We start from the raw sequence: 18,391 nt of genomic DNA, 5'->3' as shown, positions 1-18,391 counted from the left end.
TCAGCTGGAGAACAGCATGCCCACCCAGCTGCGCTGGCGGCGGTGTCCGTAGTGCCCGTGGTGCGGCGCGCCCCAGGCCGGGCCGCCGGGGGCGGGCGGCGGGGGCGCGTAGTTCTGCTGCGCCCACTGGGACTCCAGCCGGGTCAGCGCCTCCAGCTCGCCGTGGTCAAGGAAGATCCCCCGGCAGTTGTCGCACTGCTCGATGTGGACACCGTTGCGCTCGTACGTCCGCATGTTGCCGCGGCACTTCGGGCACTCCATCAACTGCGTCTCCCTGAGTGGTCGATCCGTCACCTGCCGGCCGCCGCGATCCTCTCGCACGAGGACAGCATCGCCGCGGCCACGTCGTCGAGGGGTTCGCCCGCCCTCGCCGCCGTCGCCACTGCCGTCGCGGCCAGTTGGATCGTCAACGCCCGGGCCGGCACGTCGAGTTCCCGCCACGGATCGCGGGCGGACACGGCGGTGCCGCCCGCGGCGAGGTAGGCGGACAGGAGGCGCTCCCAGGTCGCCGGCTCCAGCAGTCCGGCGGCGAACCACGCGGCGGGGCGGGCCAGATCCCACGCCGGGTCGCCCACACCGAGGTCGTCGGGGTCGATGAGCAGCCAGCGGCCCCGATGCACGACGAGCTGGCCGAGATGCCAGTCGCCGTGCGTCAGCCGCGGCGACCGCCCCGGCCCTCGCGGCAGCGCGGCGTACGCCTCCCGGATCGGGGCGAGGACCCGGGCGGGAGCGTCCACCTCGGCGAGCCCGGCGACGGCCCTGGCCACCCTGGCGGGCCCGCCCGCCGGCGGTAGCCCGGCCGGCGGGGCGTGGGCGTGCAACCGGGCGAGCAGCCGCCCGCCCTTCTCCCACGGCGTTCCGCCGCCGTCGTGGGGCCCGGGGCCGGTTCCGTCCAGATCGTCGGGGGTCAGGGGCACGCCCGCCGGCCAGATCGTGACGAGCCGTCCCCCGTGCGGCGGATCGCCGTCCAGCCGGTGCAGCGCGAGCGGGGTGAGCATGATCTCGGGCAGCCGCCGTACGGCCGCCAGCCTGGCGCGCAGTCCCGCCTCGTCGGTCTCCGGCGGGTGGGCCTTGACGACGACGTCGCCGACCCGGACCACCAGCACCCGGGTCTCCTTCAGCACGGTCACGGGACCGGCTGTCCGCGCGCCCGGCGGCGCGAGCCGTACGAGCTCGTCGAGCAGGGGCGGGGCGGACGCGTGGGGACCGTTCACACGTCGAACTCTAAGATCCGGATCTACGGCATGCCGTACGCTTTGGCGATCAGCTCGTAGTTGCGCAGGCGGGCGGCGCCGCCGTGCACCTGGGTGGTGATCATGAGTTCGTCCGCGCCGGTGCGGCCGCGCAGCTCGTCCAGCTCGGCCCGCACCCGCTCGGCGTCGCCGTACACGACCGTGGACAGTCGTTCGCGGACGAACTCCAGCTCCGGCGGGCTGTAGGGGTAGGCCTCGGCTTCCTCGGGGGTGGGCATCCGGCCGGGCCGGCCCGAGCGCAGGCGCAGCCAGGACAGCGCGCCGGCCATCGCCTGCCGCAGCGCCTCCGCCTCGGTGTCGGCAGCGACGGCCGACACGCCGATCATCGCGTACGGCTCGGCGAGCACCTCCGAGGGCCGGAAACAGGAGCGGTACAGCTCGAGAGCGGGCTCGGTGTTGGCCGCGCTGAAATGATGGGCGAAGGCGAACGGCAGCCCGAGCAGCCCGGCCAGGCGTGCGCTGAACCCGCTGGAGCCGAGCAGCCAGATCGGTGGCCGGTCGGCCCCGCGCGGCACGGCCTGGATCTTCGCGTACGGGTGACCCGGCGGGAAGGAGCCGTCGAGGAAGCGGGTCAGCTCGTCGAGCTGCTGCGGGAAGTCGTCGGGGTTCACCTCGGCCGAGCGGCGCAGCGCGTTCGCCGTGGCCATGTCGGTGCCCGGGGCGCGGCCGAGGCCGAGGTCGATGCGGCCCGGATGCAGCGCGTGCAGGGTGCCGAACTGCTCGGCGATCACCAGCGGGGCGTGGTTGGGCAGCATCACCCCGCCGGAGCCGATCCGGATCGTGCGGGTGGCCGCGGCCAGGTGCGCGATGAGCACGGCGGGCGAGGAGCTCGCCACCCCGGGCATCCCGTGGTGCTCGGCCACCCAGATGCGGTGATAGCCCCACTCCTCGGCGCGCCGGGCCAGCTCGGTGGCGACGCCGAGCGCCTCGGCCGGGGAGCCTCCCTCGCCGACGGTCGCGAGTTCGAGGATCGACAGCGGCACCGTGGCCGTCCCGCGCGGCAGGCCGCGGATGTTGTCCATGCTCATGGTCGCGGCAACCCGGGGAATGCGGCGAAAATTCCATCGGATGTGTTCTGTCTGATTCGTCTGGTACACACCGGAGCTGCCATCCTTGGACCCATGAGCGAGCGCAGGCCGATCGAGTCGTGGCTGTCCGACATGGACGGCGTCCTGGTTCACGAGGGGCACCCGGTGCCGGGAGCGGACGAGTTCATCAAGCGGCTGCGCGAGTCGGGCAAACGGTTCCTCGTGCTGACCAACAACTCCATCTATACGCCGAGGGACCTGTCCGTACGGCTGCGCGCCGCGGGCCTGGAGGTGCCGCCGGACGCGATCTGGACCTCGGCCCTGGCCACCGCCCAGTTCCTGGCCGATCAGCGGCCGGAGGGCTCGGCCTACGTGATCGGCGAGGCGGGGCTCACCACCGCGCTGCACGAATGCGGTTATGTCCTGACGGATCTGGATCCTGACTATGTCGTGCTCGGCGAGACCAGGACCTACAGCTTCACCTCGATAACCCGGGCGATCCGGTTGATCGAGAACGGCGCGCGGTTCATCGCGACCAATCCCGACCCGATCGGACCCTCGCACGAGGGATCGCTGCCCGCGTGCGGCGCGGTAGCCGCGATGATCACGAAGGCGACCGGCGTGGAGCCGTACTTCGTGGGCAAGCCGAACCCGATGATGATGCGCAGCGCGCTCAACCGGATCGACGCGCACAGCGAGAGCACCGCGATGATCGGCGACCGGATGGACACCGATGTGGTCTGCGGGATGGAGGCGGGCCTCCACACGATCCTCGTGCTCACCGGGGTCACGCAGCAGGACCAGATCGACCGCTATCCGTTCCGGCCCTCCCAGGTCGTCGACTCCGTGGCCGACCTCGTCGACCTCGTCTGACCCCCGGGCATCTCCACCCCATCCGTCAGTCGAGGGTACGGCGGAGGCGTTTGAGGTCGGATCGCTGCTTCTTGGCGGCGAGACGCCGTTCGATCGAGCCCTTGGACGGCCTGGTCTCGCGGCGCTTCTTCGGCGGCGGTGCGATCGCCTCACGCAGCAGGTGGGCCAGCCGCGCCCGCGCGGCCTCACGGTTGCGCAGCTGCGAGCGGTGCTCGGAGGCCGTCACGGTGATCACACCGCCGACGAGGCGGGGCGCGAGCCGGTCGAGGGCGCGGGCCTTGAGCGCGGGCGTCAGCGCGGTCGTGGCCGCCACGTCGAAGCCGAGCTCGACCCGGCTGTCGGTGGTGTTGACGCCCTGGCCGCCGGGGCCGGACGACCGCGAGAAGCGCCAGGTGAGCTCGGCCTCCGGAATGACGACCGAGCCGCGGACGTACAACGGACCTGGCATGATCCCCCCTCTCCACCAAGACATCGGGTCGATCTGTTCGCGGCTCAATCAACTTATCCCCGTAAAGCCGCTGGCGCTCGCCATTTATCACCGCAAATCGGACTTGAGCTTGTCCCGGTCCACCCCCTGGTGCAGAGTGACGCGGGATTCGGCGCGAGGGAAGGCGGCGGCTTGAGCGTGATCGTCGGAGTCCACGGCATCGGGAAGTACCGCTACTACGAGGACGCCGGCGGCTCGCCGGGCGGCGCGGCCGAGGCCATGCGGGTCAAGTGGAACCGCTACCTGGGCAGGGGGCTCGGCCGGGAGAACGGCGAGTACTTCTCCGAGATCGCCTACTACGCCCATCACCTGCGCCCCGCCGACCCGGAGCGGCCGGGTCGGCGCACGACGGCAGGCCAGATGGAGACTCCGGCCAGGCTCGTGCTCGCCGACTGGGCGGCCCAGCTGGACGGGCGGCTGCGCGGCCTGGCCGGGGAGACGCTGACCGGTCTCGCGCACCGGCTGGCCGGGTGGCTGCTGGACTCCCTCGGCCCCCATGCGGTGCGCTTCGCCGAGGACTTCTGTCCCGAGGTCGCCGCCTATCTGGGGGGCGGCGCCCCGCGGAGCCGGGCCCGCGACGCGGTGGCAGACACGATCCGCCGACGCGCGCCCCGAGTGGTGATCGCCCATTCGCTCGGCAGCGTGGTGACGTACGAGGCGCTGTGGGCGCAGCCGGAGCTGACGGTCGACCTGCTGATCACGCTGGGCAGTCCGCTCGGCATGCGAGACGTCGTCTTCGAGCGGCTGCTGCCCGCCCCCGCCAACGGCCGGGGCGCCCGGCCGCCCGGCGTCGGCCGCTGGATCAACGTCGCCGACAAGGACGACATCGCGGCCATCCCGCCGGACCTGCGCGGCTGCTTCGAGGGCGTGGAACTCGACGTGACCTGCAACATCGACCCGCTCGACTTCCACACCGTGCGCAACTACCTCGGCTGCGGCGCGATCAACGACTTTCTCCAACCGTACATGTCCTGAAATTAACGCGGGCTATGATCGTACGATCATGAAGACTGTTCTTTTCGACTACGGCAATGTCATCTCGCTGCCCCAGGCCGAGGCGGACGTCGCCCGGCTGGCCGAGCCGCCGGACGGCCCGCCCGAAGGCGGCCTGCCCGGGTTCGTGCAGCGCTACTGGGCGGCCCGCCTCGACTTCGACCGCGCCGCCCTCGACCCCGGGGCGTACTGGTCGTTCGTGTACGGCAGGCCGGTGGCCGGGGCCGAACTCGAGCGGGCCGTCACGCTGGACGTGGCGAGCTGGTCACGTCCCAACGAGGACACCGCGGCGGTGATCGAGGAGCTGGCGGGCCGGGGAGTGCCGATGGCGCTGCTGTCCAACGCCCCGGTCTGCGTCGCCGACGGGATCGACCCGCTGCCGTTCATGGCGCCGATCGGCCCGCGCTTCTACAGCGGCCGCATGGGCATGGTGAAACCCGAGGCGGAGATCTATCTCACGGTGATCGACAAGCTGGGCGTGCCGGCCTCGGACGTGGTCTTCGTCGACGACCGCGTCGAGAACATCGCCGCCGCCCGGGCCGCGGGCATCCACGGCCTGCTCTTCCGGGATGTGCCGACGCTCCGCGAGGAGCTGAAGCCGCTCCTCGCATGGCCGTAGGCGTCGTCTCCGAGAGCCGCCAGGTCGGCTGTTCATCCGAACTGTTCATCGGCGGTTTCCCGGTGGGCAACCGGGGGACGGGCGGAAGGTCGGCCGGACCGGTTGCACTGTGCTCATGAAGGAAGCCGGACGCTCATGAAGAAGCCGGATGCTCATGAAGAAGACCGGACGCTCATGACGGAAGCCGGATGCTCATGACGGAAGCCGGATGCTCATGACGGAAGCCGGATGCTCATGACGGAAGCCGGACGCTCATGAAGAAGACCGGACGGTTCTTGACGAAGGCCGGGCACGCGCGGACGTCCGGGTCCATGGACCCGGACGGGTCCGGGCGGACGGCGCGGAACGCGTCACGACGGGCATTCCTGACGGTGCTCGCGGCGGGGGCCGGCGGCCTGATTCCCGGCTCGGCGCCGGCCGGCGCCTCCGCCCGGTCCCGCGTCTCCGACTCCTTCCCCGCGTCCTCGGGTACGGCCTACCGGAGGCTGCGCGGTGATCCGTTCGAGCTCGGGGTCGCCTCCGGCGATCCCACCACGGACGGCATCGTCCTCTGGACGCGGCTCGCCCTCGATCCCGTCGCTCCCGACGGCCTCGGCGGAATGCCCTCGCGCCCCGTGGAGGTCGAGTGGCAGCTCGCGGCCGACGAACGGTTCGCCGCGGTCCTCGCGTCCGGTACGGCGATCGCCCGCTCCGCGGCCGCGCACAGCGTCCACGTCGAGGTGGACGGTCTCGCGCCGGGGCGGGAGTACTTCTACCGGTTCCGGGCGGAGGGGCACGTCTCGCCGGCCGGCCGTACCCGCACGGCGCCCGTGGGGACGACGCCCCTGACGTTCGCGGTCGCGGCGTGCGCGCACTGGGAGCACGGCCACTTCACCGCCTACCGCCGGATGACGGAGCAGGAGCCCGACCTCGTCGTGCACCTGGGCGATTACATGTACGAGTACCCGCCGGACGGCTACACGGCGGTGAGCGGCTCCGTACGGTCCTTCGCCGGGAGCACCTGCCGGACGCTGGCGGACTACCGGTTGCGGCACGCGCAGTACAAGAGCGATCCCGACCTGCGGGCGGCCCATCGGGCGGCGCCCTGGCTGGTCGCGCTCGACGACCACGAGATCGAGAACAACTGGGCGGCCTCGGCGTCGAGCACCGGCGCCCCCGGTTTCCACGAGCGGCGGGCCCACGCGTTCCGGGCGTACTACGAGAACATGCCGCTGCGCCGGTCGAGCGTGCCGACAGGCGCCCGCATCCGGGTCAATCGCCGCCTCGCCTGGGGCGGCCTCGCCTCCTTCCATCTGCTCGACACCCGGCAGTTCCGGGACGACCAGGCGTGCCAGGACGGCGCCCGCGCGGGCTGCGACGAACGGCTCGACGACCGGCGCACGATCCTCGGGGACGAGCAGCGCCGATGGCTCCTGGACGGCCTCGCCCGCTCCGAGGCGCGGTGGAACCTGATCGGCCAGCAGGTGCTGATGGCACAGCGTGACCTCAGAGAGGGGCCGGGCAGGGAGCTGAACATGGACGGCTGGGACGGCTATCCGGCCGACCGGGCGAGGCTGCTCCGGGGCATCAGGGCCGGCGGCGCGGCGAATCCGGTGGTGCTCACCGGCGACGCGCACATGCATCACGCGGCCGTGCTCCGCGAGGACTTCGACGACCCGGACGCGCCGGCCGCGGCGGTCGAGCTCGTCGCCTCGTCGGTATCCAGCGACGGGGACGGCTACCGCGACGAGGCCCGGATCGCCGAGATGCTGCGGGAGAACCCGCACATCTCCTACATCGACCAGCGGCGCGGCTACATCCTGTGCCGGCTCACACCGGAGGAACTGCGGGCCGAGTTCCGCACCCTGGAGTACGTGTCCCGGCGCGGCGCTCCGGCGAGGACGTCGGCGCGGTTCAGCGTCCCCGCCGGACGCAGCGCACTGGAATAGTCGCCCTGGAATAGTCGCCCTGGACAGACGCCCTGGCACAAGCGCCTGCCCATCAGGCGAGCGCGTAGCCGAACAGGGCGTCCCGCCGGGCGCCGCTGAGCGTGCCCCGGACGTGGGGCAGGACACCGGTGTACGACCCTTTCCCCGCCTCCGTACCGATCCGCGTGACGGTTCCGGCCCCGGGGGCGGACACGAACAGGCGGCCGCGACGCACGAGTACGGCCATGCCGAAATCACCGCCGTGCCCGTCGGCGGCCTTTCCCGCCGGCACCGGCAGGGTGTGCCGCCGGGTCAGGCCACCCGACCGGGTGCCCGCGATCACCTGGACCGCGCCCGCGCCCGGCACGCCGACCACCAGCTCGTCGTCGCCGTCCCCGTTGAGGTCGCCCGCCGCCAGCGCGGCGCCGAACCTGTCGGAGTAGCGCGGCCTCCCGCCGAGGGCCCGCCGCGACCACAGCTCACTGCGCATGCCGGTCAGACCCCGGCCGGAGCCGTACAACACGTTGACGGCGCCGTCGCCGTAGTCCATGCCGCGCACGAGCGGGGTCAGGTCCTCGCCGGGCACGCCGATGGCCAGGTCGTCGCGCCCGTCCGCGTCGAAGTCGCCGGAGGCGAGGGCGGCGCCGAAGGCGTCCCACTTCTCTCCGCCGCCCTGCACACCGGGGCTCTCCTGGGTGAAGACCCCGGCGCGCCGTCGCCGCGGGTCGACCACGGTCACCACCCCCGACCCTGCGCGCGGCCCCCCGTCGCCGGGCGCGCCGACGGCGATCTCCGCCCGGCCGTCCCCGTCGAAGTCACCGGTCGCCAGCGCCGCACCGAACCGGTCGGTCTGGCCGGCGTCCTGGCCGACCCACCGGGTCGGCTGGGTGACCAGCACGCCCTCCCCGTCGGGGCGGCGACCGTTCATGCCGAAGACCCCGATTCCGCCCCCGCCGTCGAGTCCGGGCGCCCCGACGACCAGCTCGTCGTCGCCGTCCCCGTCGAGGTCGCCGGCGGCAAGCGCCGCACCCAACCGGTCGGTTCCGTACGACCTGCCGAGGCGGGTGACGTCCATCGTGCCCGCCGTCCTCAGCCCACGCGGCGTGCCGTACAGCAGGTGGACGACGCCGGCGCCGTCGGCGCCGGGGACGTGCGGGCCGTGGAACTCCTCGGACGCGCCGATCGCCAGGTCGTCGCAGCCGTCGCCGTCGAAGTCCCCTCGGGCGAGCGCCGACCCGAACGCGTCGCCGCGCTCGGGTGCGTCCCCGAGCCCGTACGCGCCCTGGCGCAGCACCCGGACCGGTTCCATCCGCCCGGGCCGCTCCCGGAACAGGGTGACGCTTCCCGCGCGCGCGTGCCCGTCCACGGTCGCGTACGGCGCGGCCACGGCGAGGAACGCGGGGCAGGACCGGACGGCGACGGCGGGAGACGCGACCGCGAGCGGGGGAACGGCCAGGGCGGCCGCGACCAGCAGGGATCCGCGGCGTACGAGGAGGACGGAGAGGCCGGATGGACGCGGGACGCTCATGGCCGGATCGTCCCCGCACATCGGGACCGGAGTCCCACCGGCACGTGAACATCCCGGATCGGCCGGCTGAAATCGGGACGGGATCGTCGCGCGCGGGATGCCCGGCCGGCTGGCCGATTACACGATTACGATCGCTCGCAGCGAACACACGCAGAAGAGGGAACACCATCGGACTCCTGTTAGTTGAGCCGACATAACTCAACCTACGGGAGTGCTCATGACCCAGATCCTTCCTGTCCTCCCACTGGACGACGCGGTCGTCCTGCCCGGCATGGTGGTTCCGCTCGACCTGTCGGCCGCCGAGGTCCGTGCGGCCGTCGACGCGGCGCGCGCCGGCGGCGAGAGCACGGTCCTCCTGGTGCCCCGCCTGGACGGCCGGTACGGCGCGGTCGGGGTGTCGGCGGTGATCGAGCAGGTCGGACGGCTGCCGGGTGGCGAGCCTGCCGCCGTGGTCCGCGCGGTGGACCGGATGCGCGTCGGCACCGGCACCACCGGGCCGGGCGCGGCGCTCTGGGTGGAGGCCGCGGTGCTGGAGGGGGTGACCCCCGGAGCGAAGGCGGAGGAGCTCGCCAGGGAGTACAAGGCGCTGACCACGACGATCCTGCAGAAGCGCGACGCCTGGCAGGTCGTCGACGCCGTGAACCAGATCGACGATCCGGCCGTTCTGTCCGACAGCGCGGGTTACGCGCCCTGGCTGTCCCTGCCGCAGAAGCAGCTCCTGCTGGAGACCGCCGACCCCACCGAGCGGCTGGACCTGCTCGTCGGCTGGGCCCGCGACCATCTGGCCGAGCTGGACGTCGCCGAGACCATCCGCAAGGACGTCCAGGAGGGCATGGAGAAGCAGCAGCGGGAGTTCCTGCTGCGCCAGCAGCTCGCCGCGGTGCGCAAGGAACTGGCCGAGCTGAACGGCGAGCCCTCCGACGAGGAGGAGGACTACCGGTCGCGCATCGAGGCGGCCGACCTGCCGGAGCAGGTCAGGGAGGCCGCGCTCAAGGAGGTCGGCAGGCTGGAGCGGATGCCCGACCAGTCTCCGGAGACCGGCTGGATCCGCACCTGGCTCGACACGGTCCTCGACATCCCCTGGAACACCAGGACCGATGACGAGTACGACATCGCCGGCGCCCGCGCGGTGCTCGACGCCGATCACACCGGCCTCGACGACGTGAAGGACCGCATCGTGGAGTACCTCGCGGTGCGCAAGCGCCGCGCCGACCGGGGTCTCGGCGTGGTCGGCGGACGGCGCAGCGGAGCGGTGCTCGTGCTGGCCGGTCCGCCGGGGGTCGGCAAGACCTCGCTCGGCGAGTCGATCGCCCGGGCCATGGGCCGCCGGTTCGTCCGGGTCGCGCTCGGCGGCGTCCGCGACGAGGCGGAGATCCGCGGCCACCGGCGCACCTACGTCGGCGCGCTGCCCGGACGCGTCGTGCGGGCGATCCGCGAGGCGGGCTCGATGAACCCGGTCGTGCTGCTCGACGAGATCGACAAGGTCGGGGCCGACTACCGGGGCGACCCGACGGCGGCACTGCTGGAGGTGCTCGACCCCGCGCAGAACCACACCTTCCGCGACCACTACCTGGAGGTCGAGCTCGACCTCAGCGACGTGCTGTTCCTCGCCACGGCCAACGTGCTGGAGCAGATCCCCGGGCCGCTGCTGGACCGCATGGAGATCGTCACGCTCGACGGCTACACCGAGGACGAGAAGGTCGCCATCGCCCGCGACCACCTGCTCCCGCGCCAGCTGGAGAAGGCCGGCCTCACCGCCGACGACGTGTCGGTCGAGGACGCCGCGCTGCGACGCCTGGCGGGGGAGTACACCCGGGAGGCGGGCGTCCGGTCGCTTGAGCGGTCGATCGCCCGGGTGCTCCGGAAGATCGCGGCGAGGGCCGCGCTCGGCGAGGCCGAGCCGCCGGTCGCGGTCGAGGCCGGCGACCTGGTCTCCTACCTGGGCCGGCCGCGGCACGTGCCCGAGTCGTCCCTGCCGGAGGCGCGGCAGCGTACGGCGGTGCCCGGCGTGGCCACCGGTCTCGCGGTGACCGGCGCCGGCGGTGACGTTCTCTACGTGGAGGCGTCCCTTGCCGACCCGGAGACCGGGGGAACCGGAGTGACGCTCACCGGCCAGCTCGGTGACGTGATGAAGGAGTCGGCCCGGATCGCGCTGTCCTACCTGCGGTCGCGCGGAGCCGAGCTGGAGCTGCCGGTCGGCACGCTGCGGGACAGATCCGTGCACGTCCACGTCCCGGCGGGCGCGGTGCCGAAGGACGGGCCGTCGGCCGGCGTCACGATGACCACCGCCCTCGCCTCGCTGCTGTCGGGCCGCCCGGTCCGCGGCGACGTGGCGATGACCGGCGAGATCTCCCTCACCGGCCGGGTCCTGCCGATCGGCGGGGTCAAGCAGAAGCTGCTGGCCGCGCACCGGGCCGGGATCACGACCGTGCTCATCCCGGCGCGCAACGAGCCCGATCTGGACGACGTGCCCGCCGAGGTGCTGGCCGATCTCACCGTCCACGCGGTCAGCGACGTCAGGGAGGTCCTGGAGATCGCGCTGACCCCGGCGTCGGCCGCCCAACCGGCTGCCGCGTGATCCACAGCGGCGCGGTCGCTTCCCGCGGCCGCGCCGCGGCATGCACCAGAGCCGTCGGGTGCGGCCGCTGCGGGGCCCTTGTCGCGCTCTCCGCGATGGCCGACCGTCGCGTCAAATGTCCAGATAAAGCGGATATATGGCTCCGCCTGGGTCGCATCGTAGATCGCTTAACGTGGCCTTATCGCTGGTTTGCGATGCTGAATGCGTACCGGCGGAGAGCCGGGAAGTCACCGGCGTATCCATCGAGGGGGATTGGCGATGAGCGAACCTAACGACGTTCCCAAAGAGAACACCCAGGAGCTTCCGAGTCACGGCTGGAGCCAGTTCGGCAGCGCTCCGCCGCGGCACGGCCAGTACGGCGGGGCGTTCGGGGGCGGCGGCCAGGGCTACGCCTCGTTCGACCCCGCGGGGCTCCCCGGGCCGCCGCCGCGGCCCAGGGGCGGCCTGACCGGCAGGCAGAAGGTGGGCGCCGGCCTGGCCCTGGTGGCCGTGGCACTGGGTGGTGGAGCCGCGGGGGCCCTGATCACCAACGCGGCGAACGGCGATCGGACCGTCGTGTCCAGCCCCATCGTGAACCCGGTGTCGAGCTCGTCGGGGAACACCATCGCCGAGGTGGCCAAGAACATCATGCCGTCGGTCGTGTCGATCCAGGTGCGGACCCAGATGGGCGGCGGCGAGGGCTCGGGGGTGATCCTGTCGGCCGACGGCCTCGTGCTGACCAACAACCACGTGGTGGCACAGGCGAACCAGTCCGCCACGATCACGGTGAAGTTCAGCGACGGCAGGACGGGCACGGCCGTCGTGAAGGGCACCGACCCCACCACCGACCTCGCGGTCATCCAGGTGCAGGACGTCACGGACCTGGTCCCGGCCTCGCTCGGCGACAGCGACAAGCTCCAGGTCGGCGACCCGGTTCTGGCGATCGGCAGCCCGCTCGGCCTGGAGGGCTCGGTGACCTCGGGCATCGTCAGCGCGCTCGACCGCACGCTGACCGAGAGCGGCGACGACCAGCAGCAGCCCTTCCCCTGGGGGCAGCAGCGGCAGAGCCGCGGCACGACGATCGGCGGCATGATCCAGACCGACGCGGCGATCAACCCGGGCAACTCGGGCGGCGCGCTGGTCAACGGGTCGGGCGAGGTCGTCGGCATCAACACGGCCATCGCGACCTCCGGCTCCAGCAACGGCAACATCGGCGTCGGCTTCGCCATCCCGATCAACATGGCCAAGCAGGTCTCCGACCAGCTGATCAAGACCGGCCGGGCCAGCCACGCGTTCCTCGGGGTGAGCGTCGCCGACGCGGTCGGCGGCACCCCCGGCGCCGTGGTCGCCTCGATCACGGTCGGCAGCCCCGCGGAGAAGGCCGGCCTCAAGGAGGGCGACCTGATCACGAAGATCAACGACAAGCGGGTGGACAGCGCCGAGACGCTGGTCGGCACGATCCGCAGCTCCAGGCCGGGCGACAAGGTGACCATCGAGTACACGCGCAACGGCAAGACGGCGTCGGCCTCCATCACCCTGGCCGAGCAGGCCGCGGGCTGACGCGGTCCTCCGGGGAACGGTACCCGGGGGACGACACAGGACCGGATCGCCGGTGGGCCTCAGAGGGGGAGGCCCGCCGGCGATCGTCGTCAGCGGCGGGTCAGCGCCTCGGACTCCCACAGGTCCCGGTAGTACCCGGGCACGGCGGCCAGCTCGGCGTGCGACCCCCGCTGGATCACCCGCCCGTCCTCGATGACGACGATCTCGTCCACCTGCTCCAGTCCGCGCAGCCGATGCGTGACCAGCAGCGTGGTGCGGCCCCGGGTGGCGTCGAGCAGGTCGGCCATGAGCAGGTCGGCCGTCTCCTCGTCCAGCGCCTCGGCCGGTTCGTCCAGCAGCAGCACCGGCGGGTCGAACAGCAGCGCCCGGGCGAGCGCGAGCCGCTGGAGCTGGCCGCCGGAAACGGTGCGCCCGTCCTCGCCGAGCACGGCGTCCCACCCGGTGCGCTCCGCCCACCCGTCCAGCCGGGCCCGTCGTACGGCCCGGGCGAGCTCGGCGTCCGACGCCTCCGGCCCGGCGAGCCGCATGTTGTCGCGCAGGCTGGCCTGGAAGACATAGGGGTCCTGGGTGAGCCCGGTCATCCGGGCGCGTACGTCGTCCGGAGCGAAGGCGCGGATGTCGACCCCGTTGACACGGATCTCGCCCGACTCGATGTCGACCGTCCGCATCAGTGCCGCCAGCAGCGTGCTCTTCCCGGCGCCGCTCGGCCCGATCACCGCGACGCGCCTGCCCGGCGTCAGCGTGAGGTCCACCCCCTTCAGGGCGGGTTCGCGATCGCCGTGCCGGACGACCAGGTTCTCTATCTCCACGGTCAGCGGCGGCTCGGGCGGGGGAGCGGGCGTCGCCGGCGCCGCCACGGCCGGGGGCGTCGCCGCGATCTCCCGCAGCCTGCGCAGTGCGGCCAGCACCCCGGCGAACCGCTCACCGGCCGCCGCCAGCGGCAGCACCGGCTCGAACGCGACCAGCGAGGTGAGGGCGAGCACGGCGGTGGCCACCCGGTCCACGGCCGCCGCCTGGGCGATCAGCACCACGGCGACCACGGTGAGTCCCTGCGCGAGCATGCCGACGGCGAGGGCGACCGCGTTGATCCGCGCCCGCCCGCGTTCCAGCCGGGCCAGCCGCGTGTCGGAGGCCATGGCCGCGTCGATGGCCTGGTCGCGGGCGCCGCAGGCGGTCAGGTCGGCCGCGCCGTGCACCAGGTCGGCCACCCTGGCGGCCAGTTCGGCCCGGGCCGGGGCGAGCCGGGCCGACCACCGCCGGGCGGCGGCGGCCGTGCCGGCGGGCAGGACCAGCCCGGCGGCGAGCAGCCCGGCGCAGAGCGCGAGCGCGGCGGCGGGCAGCAGGAAGGCGGCGACGGACACCGCCGCGACCCCGGTGAGCAGGGCGGCGACGGCCGGGAGCAGGCAGCGGACGAGCAGGTCCTGGACGGCCTCGGTGTCGTCGACCATCCGGCTGAGCAGGTCGGCCCCCCGCCGCGGCAGCGGCCCGGTGGGGATCAGCGCCCGGTAGAGCCGCTCACGGGTGCCCGCCTGCGCGCGCAGCGCCACGTCGTGCCCGGACAGGCGCTCGCCGTACCGGAAGATGCCTTTCGTCGTGGCGAACGCGCGTACGGCGACGATGGCGACCGACAGCGCGGCGAGCGGCGGCCGCTCGGCGGCCCGGGTGATCAGCCAGGCGGCCGCCGCGATCAGCGCGACGCCGGCGAGGTCGGCCGCCGCCCCGGCCAGCGCGGCGAGGACGAGCCGCCGGTAGAACCCGCGGATCATGAGATCGATTCACCCCTCACCAGGGAGCCGGAGCCGATGCGGACGACCCGATCGGCCAGGTCGATCATGGCCGGGCGATGGGCCACGATTATGGCCGTACGGCCCTCGCACAGCTTGCGGGTGGCCTCGATCACCGCGGCCTCGCTGCGCCCGTCCAGCCGGGCCGTCGGCTCGTCGAGCAGCACCACCTGCGCCCACGGCCGGCAGAACGCCCTGGCCAGCGCCACCCGCTGCCGCTGCCCGGCCGACAGGTTCGCCCCGCGTTCGCCGAGCACGGTGTCGTAGCCGTCCGGCAGGGCGGTCACGAACTCGTCCGCCTGGGCCGCCACGGCCGCCGCCCCGATCTCTGCGGACGTGGCCGTCGTGCCGAGCGCGATGTTGTCGGCCACCGAGGCCGCGAACAGGTGCGGGCGCTGCGGGACGAACGCCAGGCGTCGCCGCCACGTGTCGAGATCGAGATCGGCGAGGTCGGCGCCGTCGATCAGCACCCGGCCCTCCGTGGGCGTCACGAACCCGAGCAGCAGGTGCAGCAGCGTGCTCTTGCCCGCCCCGCTGGGGCCCACGACCGCGACCCGTTCCCCCGGTGAGACGGTGAGCCGTACACGGTCGAGCGCGGGGACGTCGCGTCCGGGATAGCGGACCGTGACGTCCTCCAGCCGGATCTCGGGCGGCGCCGCGCCGTCCGGGCCGGCCGCCGCGGCCGGGGGAACCCGGAGGACGGCGCGGCCGCCCGTCACGGCATGCGTCTCGGCCGTCTCCCGCGACTCCCGGCCGTCGATGACGGCGAAGGCCTCGTCGGCCGCTGCCACACCCTCCATCGAGGCGTGGAACCGCGTGCCCATCGCGCGCAGCGGGACGTACGCCTCCGGGGCCAGCAGCAGGACGAGCAGGGCGGTGGGCAGATCGAGCGAGCCCGACAGCAGCCGCAGGCCGACGGGCACCGCGACGAGGGCCAGGGAGAGCGAGGCCACGAGCTCCAGCACCAGCGACGACAGGAAGGCCACGCGCAGCGTCCGCATGGTGGCCGCCCGGTGGTCGTCGGCGACCCGGCGGATCACCGAGGCCTGGTAGCGTGCCCGCCCGAAGGCGCGCAGCGTCGGCAGGCCGCGCACCACGTCGAGGAAGTGGCCGCCCAGCCGGGACAGCGCCCGCCACTGCCGTTCGGTCACGGTCCTGGTGGTCCACCCGACGAGGGCGCCGAAGATCGGGATGAGCGGCAGCGTGAGCACGACGATCACGGCGGTCCCGAGATCGGCCACCAGCAGCCGGACGGCCACCGCGAGCGGCACCACCCCGGCCACCGCGACGGCGGGAAGATATCCGGTGAGATACGGGTCGAGCGCGTCGAGTCCCCGGCCGGCGAGCGTGACCAGTTCCCCGGATCGGATCCCCGAACCGGCCGTCGCACCGCCCCCGGCCGTTCCACCTGCGGCCGCACCGCCCCCGGCCCTGACGGCCCCCGCACCGCCCGGCTCGCCGAGCCGGGGCAGCAGCCGCCGGCGCAGCGCGGACTTCAGCGCGGTGGCCGCGCGCCCCGCGAAGATCCCCTGCGCCCAGCCGAGCAGTCCGCGCGCCGCGACCACGAGCGCCAGCAGGAGCAGGGCCGAGGCGACTCCGGCCGGCGGCACCGCGCCCGACAACACGCGCGCGAGGATTTCGGCCTGGGCGAGCACGAGCAGCCCGGCCGCCACGGCCGCGGCCAGGCAGCCGGCCAGATGGAGGCGGACGGCGCTCTCGGCGCGCGCCAGCCGCAGAAGATCCCTGTGCACACTGCCCCAATCAGAGGCCGCGCGACGATGCCCCGAAACCGCGCGGCCGCCACCCAATCAGAAGAACGTCGGCACGGCGCCCCTGGCGAAGGTGCGCCATATCCATAGTTGCGCGCCCACCATGATGGGAACGCACGGCAACACCATGACACTGAGCACAGTCAGTGTCGCGGCCGGGGCGGCGTGATCGAGGATCGGGGAGGCCAGGGCCGCCATGGCAACCGCGGCCGGCGCGGCGGCCACACAGGCGGACCCCAGCAGGGCCGGGCTCGACCGACGCCGCCCGCCGACGACGGGTTCGCCGGGAAGCCGCCAGGCGGCGAAGGTCCAGCCGTGGAAGGCGAAGACCGCGGCGACGACGATGCCGCCCGCGATGCCCGGCGGGTCGAACAGGGCGTCCTGCGGCAGCCCGCGCACGATGGCGATCAGGGCCATCCCCCAGGTGAGCGCCAGCCCGGCTGAGCCGAGGCACAGCGCCGCGTCCCACACCGACCGCCAGGAGGCGCCGCCCACCCGGCGGCGGAACCACAACCCGGCGTCACGCAGGATCCACGACAGCAGCAGCGCCACCACCAGGGGGTACAGCCCGCTGATCACCCTGCCCTCGAGGATCGGGAACGCGCCGAACAGCGTGCCCACCAGGGCCACCAGCCACACCTCGTTGGCGAGCACGAACGGTCCCATCGCCCCGACCAGCCGGTCCCGGTCGGCCGGTGTGCGGCCCAGCACCGGCAGCAGCATGCCGAGCCCGATGTCGAAGCCCTCCAGCGCGAAGTAACCGATCAGCAGGACGGCGAGCGTCCCGAACCACAAGATCTCCATTGGCTGGTTCCTCTACAGCGAGCGGGCGGGGGCGGGGGCGGGTTCCACCGGGAGGTCCGGCGCGCCGAGGGCGACCAGCCCGGGGCCGCGCCGTACGGCACGGGCGATCAGGGCGTAGTCGACCACGGCGAGCAGCCCGAGCACACCGGCGAAGGCGACCAGCGAGGCGGTGAGCCCGCCCGTGGTCATGCCCGGGGTCAGCGCGTCGGCCACGCGGAGCCTGCCGTACACGAGCCAGGGCTGGCGGCCGACCTCGCGGGCGATCCAGCCGGCGATCGCCGCCACGAACGGCAGCGGGACCATGAGCATGAGGACCGGGTGGAGCCAGCGCCAGCGGGCCAGCAGGTCGCGGAAGAGCAGTGGCAGCAGCGCGAAGAGCACGACGAACTGCCCGAGCTCGCCGATGAGGATCATCCCGCCGAGCGCGGCGCCCTGAACGGCGCCGTCGAACTTGTCCGGCTGGACGCTGCCGATCGGGCCGAACTGGGCGAACCCGAATCCGACGGTGAACGTCGCGCCGATGGACGCGGTCACGACCCCGATGCGCAGCGACCGGACGAAGAACTCGCGCTCGGCGGTCCGCCTGAACAGGTGGTAGGCGCTGGCGCCGAACATCACGAAGCCGCCGGTCATCAGGCCGGCGCTGATCACGTGGGGGAGCGCGAAGACGAGGGTCGGGTTGGTGAGCAGCGCACCGAAGTCGCGCAGCACCAGCCGGCCGCCCTCCTCCACCGCACCCGCCGGGTGCTGCAGGAACGAGTTGGCCACCATGACGAAGAACGCGGAGGCGTAGGCGGTCAGCGTCACCAGCCAGATGCAGGCCAGATGCGCCTTCTTCGGCAATCGGTGCCAGCCGAAGATCCACAGGCCGAGGAACGTGGACTCCAGGAAGAAGGCCAGCAGCGTCTCCATGGCCAGCGGCGCGCCGAACACGTCACCGGCGTAGTGTGACAGACCACTCCAGTTCAGCCCGAACTGGAACTCCATCACCAGGCCGGTGAAGATGCCGAGCGCGTAGTTGATGACATAAATCTGCCCCCAGAAGCGGGTCATCCGCTCGTGCAGGGGGTTTCCGCTCAGCACGTGGCGCGTGTTCATGATCGCGACAAGCGGGGCCAGTCCCAGCGTGAGCACGACGAACAGGAAATGGAGGCTTCCCGTCACGGCGAACTGCAGCCGGGCCAGATCGACGACGTCCATGCGACTCCCTTATAGGTAGACAGCCTACA

Annotated in this window: 15 protein-coding genes; 6 read left to right on the top strand and 9 right to left on the bottom strand. The window is 73.0% G+C overall.

Annotated features, from left to right (window positions below; translation table 11 throughout):
- From AP234_RS07040 to AP234_RS07030, 3 genes are read right to left on the bottom strand one after another with little or no spacing between them, the layout of a single operon-like run.
- Positions 1-261 carry a zf-TFIIB domain-containing protein gene (locus tag AP234_RS07040; RefSeq protein WP_055478693.1) on the bottom strand — a complete coding sequence of 87 codons (261 nt, stop codon included), beginning with the start codon at positions 259-261 and terminating at the stop codon, positions 1-3.
- Positions 262-290: 29 nt separating this feature from the next.
- The gene (locus AP234_RS07035) at positions 291-1,214 is read right to left on the bottom strand and encodes a phosphotransferase family protein (RefSeq protein WP_063842795.1); all 924 of its coding nucleotides are present in this window, start codon (positions 1,212-1,214) and stop codon (positions 291-293) included.
- A 23-nt stretch (positions 1,215-1,237) separates the two neighbouring features.
- Positions 1,238-2,281: an LLM class flavin-dependent oxidoreductase gene (locus tag AP234_RS07030; protein WP_055478692.1), complete on the bottom strand. Its 1,044-nt coding sequence runs from the start codon at positions 2,279-2,281 to the stop codon at positions 1,238-1,240.
- A gap of 93 nt (positions 2,282-2,374) precedes the next feature.
- Between AP234_RS07030 and AP234_RS07025 the strand changes: the two genes are divergently transcribed.
- Entirely contained in the window at positions 2,375-3,154 is a 780-nt protein-coding gene (locus AP234_RS07025; RefSeq protein ID WP_055478691.1) for an HAD-IIA family hydrolase, read from the top strand.
- A gap of 25 nt (positions 3,155-3,179) precedes the next feature.
- Here the strand turns inward: AP234_RS07025 and arfB are convergent, their stop codons facing one another.
- Positions 3,180-3,602 (bottom strand): alternative ribosome rescue aminoacyl-tRNA hydrolase ArfB, encoded by a 423-nt coding sequence (gene arfB, locus AP234_RS07020; RefSeq protein WP_055478690.1) that lies wholly within the window; start codon positions 3,600-3,602, stop codon positions 3,180-3,182.
- Positions 3,603-3,779: 177 nt separating this feature from the next.
- On the opposite strand from arfB, the gene AP234_RS07015 reads away from it, so the two are divergent.
- From AP234_RS07015 to AP234_RS07005, 3 genes are all read left to right on the top strand, one after another.
- Positions 3,780-4,616 (top strand): hypothetical protein, encoded by an 837-nt coding sequence (locus AP234_RS07015; RefSeq protein WP_235558020.1) that lies wholly within the window; start codon positions 3,780-3,782, stop codon positions 4,614-4,616.
- 28 nt (positions 4,617-4,644) lie between these two features.
- A complete protein-coding gene (locus AP234_RS07010; RefSeq protein ID WP_055478688.1) occupies positions 4,645-5,253 on the top strand; it encodes an HAD family hydrolase in 609 nt (202 codons plus the stop codon).
- Positions 5,254-5,507: 254 nt separating this feature from the next.
- A complete protein-coding gene (locus AP234_RS07005) occupies positions 5,508-7,181 on the top strand; it encodes an alkaline phosphatase D family protein (protein ID WP_235558000.1) in 1,674 nt (557 codons plus the stop codon).
- Positions 7,182-7,233: 52 nt separating this feature from the next.
- Here the strand turns inward: AP234_RS07005 and AP234_RS07000 are convergent, their stop codons facing one another.
- Positions 7,234-8,688 (bottom strand): FG-GAP-like repeat-containing protein, encoded by a 1,455-nt coding sequence (locus AP234_RS07000; protein WP_055478871.1) that lies wholly within the window; start codon positions 8,686-8,688, stop codon positions 7,234-7,236.
- Positions 8,689-8,905: 217 nt separating this feature from the next.
- Here AP234_RS07000 and lon point away from each other — a divergent pair, with 217 nt between their 5' ends.
- Positions 8,906-11,266 carry an endopeptidase La gene (gene lon, locus AP234_RS06995; RefSeq protein WP_055478687.1) on the top strand — a complete coding sequence of 787 codons (2,361 nt, stop codon included), beginning with the start codon at positions 8,906-8,908 and terminating at the stop codon, positions 11,264-11,266.
- A gap of 258 nt (positions 11,267-11,524) precedes the next feature.
- Entirely contained in the window at positions 11,525-12,805 is a 1,281-nt protein-coding gene (locus AP234_RS06990; RefSeq protein ID WP_055478686.1) for a trypsin-like peptidase domain-containing protein, read from the top strand.
- An 89-nt stretch (positions 12,806-12,894) separates the two neighbouring features.
- On the opposite strand, the gene cydC is transcribed toward AP234_RS06990, so the two are convergent.
- From cydC to AP234_RS06970, 4 genes are read right to left on the bottom strand one after another with little or no spacing between them, the layout of a single operon-like run.
- A complete protein-coding gene (cydC, locus tag AP234_RS06985) occupies positions 12,895-14,571 on the bottom strand; it encodes a thiol reductant ABC exporter subunit CydC (RefSeq protein WP_055478685.1) in 1,677 nt (558 codons plus the stop codon).
- Positions 14,568-16,340, bottom strand: coding sequence for a thiol reductant ABC exporter subunit CydD (gene cydD / locus AP234_RS06980; protein WP_083501846.1), 1,773 nt, complete (start codon positions 16,338-16,340; stop codon positions 14,568-14,570). The genes cydC and cydD overlap by 4 nt, the downstream gene beginning before the upstream one ends.
- Before the next feature lie 57 nt (positions 16,341-16,397).
- Complete coding sequence (locus AP234_RS06975) at positions 16,398-17,162, bottom strand: cytochrome d ubiquinol oxidase subunit II (protein WP_055478684.1); 765 nt, start codon at positions 17,160-17,162, stop codon at positions 16,398-16,400.
- A 12-nt stretch (positions 17,163-17,174) separates the two neighbouring features.
- Positions 17,175-18,362 carry a cytochrome ubiquinol oxidase subunit I gene (locus tag AP234_RS06970; RefSeq protein WP_055478683.1) on the bottom strand — a complete coding sequence of 396 codons (1,188 nt, stop codon included), beginning with the start codon at positions 18,360-18,362 and terminating at the stop codon, positions 17,175-17,177.
- Between the last annotated feature and the right edge of the window lie 29 nt (positions 18,363-18,391).

The organism is Sphaerimonospora mesophila (assembly GCF_001417795.1).
GTDB classification, from domain to species: Bacteria; Actinomycetota; Actinomycetes; order Streptosporangiales; family Streptosporangiaceae; genus Sphaerimonospora; species Sphaerimonospora mesophila.
Note: the sequence above shows the minus strand (reverse complement) of the source record. Positions and strands in the feature narration are given on the sequence as shown.

What these genes read in the sequence shown, in the direction of transcription:
- AP234_RS07040 (WP_055478693.1), bottom strand. Translation starts at nt 261, where the DNA reads ATGGAGTGCCCGAAGTGCCGCGGCAACATGCGGACGTACGAGCGCAAC.
- AP234_RS07030 (WP_055478692.1), bottom strand. Translation starts at nt 2,281, where the DNA reads ATGAGCATGGACAACATCCGCGGCCTGCCGCGCGGGACGGCCACGGTG.
- AP234_RS07025 (WP_055478691.1), top strand. Translation starts at nt 2,375, where the DNA reads ATGAGCGAGCGCAGGCCGATCGAGTCGTGGCTGTCCGACATGGACGGC.
- arfB (WP_055478690.1), bottom strand. Translation starts at nt 3,602, where the DNA reads ATGCCAGGTCCGTTGTACGTCCGCGGCTCGGTCGTCATTCCGGAGGCC.
- AP234_RS07010 (WP_055478688.1), top strand. Translation starts at nt 4,645, where the DNA reads ATGAAGACTGTTCTTTTCGACTACGGCAATGTCATCTCGCTGCCCCAG.
- AP234_RS07005 (WP_235558000.1), top strand. Translation starts at nt 5,508, where the DNA reads ATGAAGAAGACCGGACGGTTCTTGACGAAGGCCGGGCACGCGCGGACG.
- AP234_RS07000 (WP_055478871.1), bottom strand. Translation starts at nt 8,688, where the DNA reads ATGAGCGTCCCGCGTCCATCCGGCCTCTCCGTCCTCCTCGTACGCCGC.
- lon (WP_055478687.1), top strand. Translation starts at nt 8,906, where the DNA reads ATGACCCAGATCCTTCCTGTCCTCCCACTGGACGACGCGGTCGTCCTG.
- AP234_RS06990 (WP_055478686.1), top strand. Translation starts at nt 11,525, where the DNA reads ATGAGCGAACCTAACGACGTTCCCAAAGAGAACACCCAGGAGCTTCCG.
- cydC (WP_055478685.1), bottom strand. Translation starts at nt 14,571, where the DNA reads ATGATCCGCGGGTTCTACCGGCGGCTCGTCCTCGCCGCGCTGGCCGGG.
- AP234_RS06975 (WP_055478684.1), bottom strand. Translation starts at nt 17,162, where the DNA reads ATGGAGATCTTGTGGTTCGGGACGCTCGCCGTCCTGCTGATCGGTTAC.
- AP234_RS06970 (WP_055478683.1), bottom strand. Translation starts at nt 18,362, where the DNA reads ATGGACGTCGTCGATCTGGCCCGGCTGCAGTTCGCCGTGACGGGAAGC.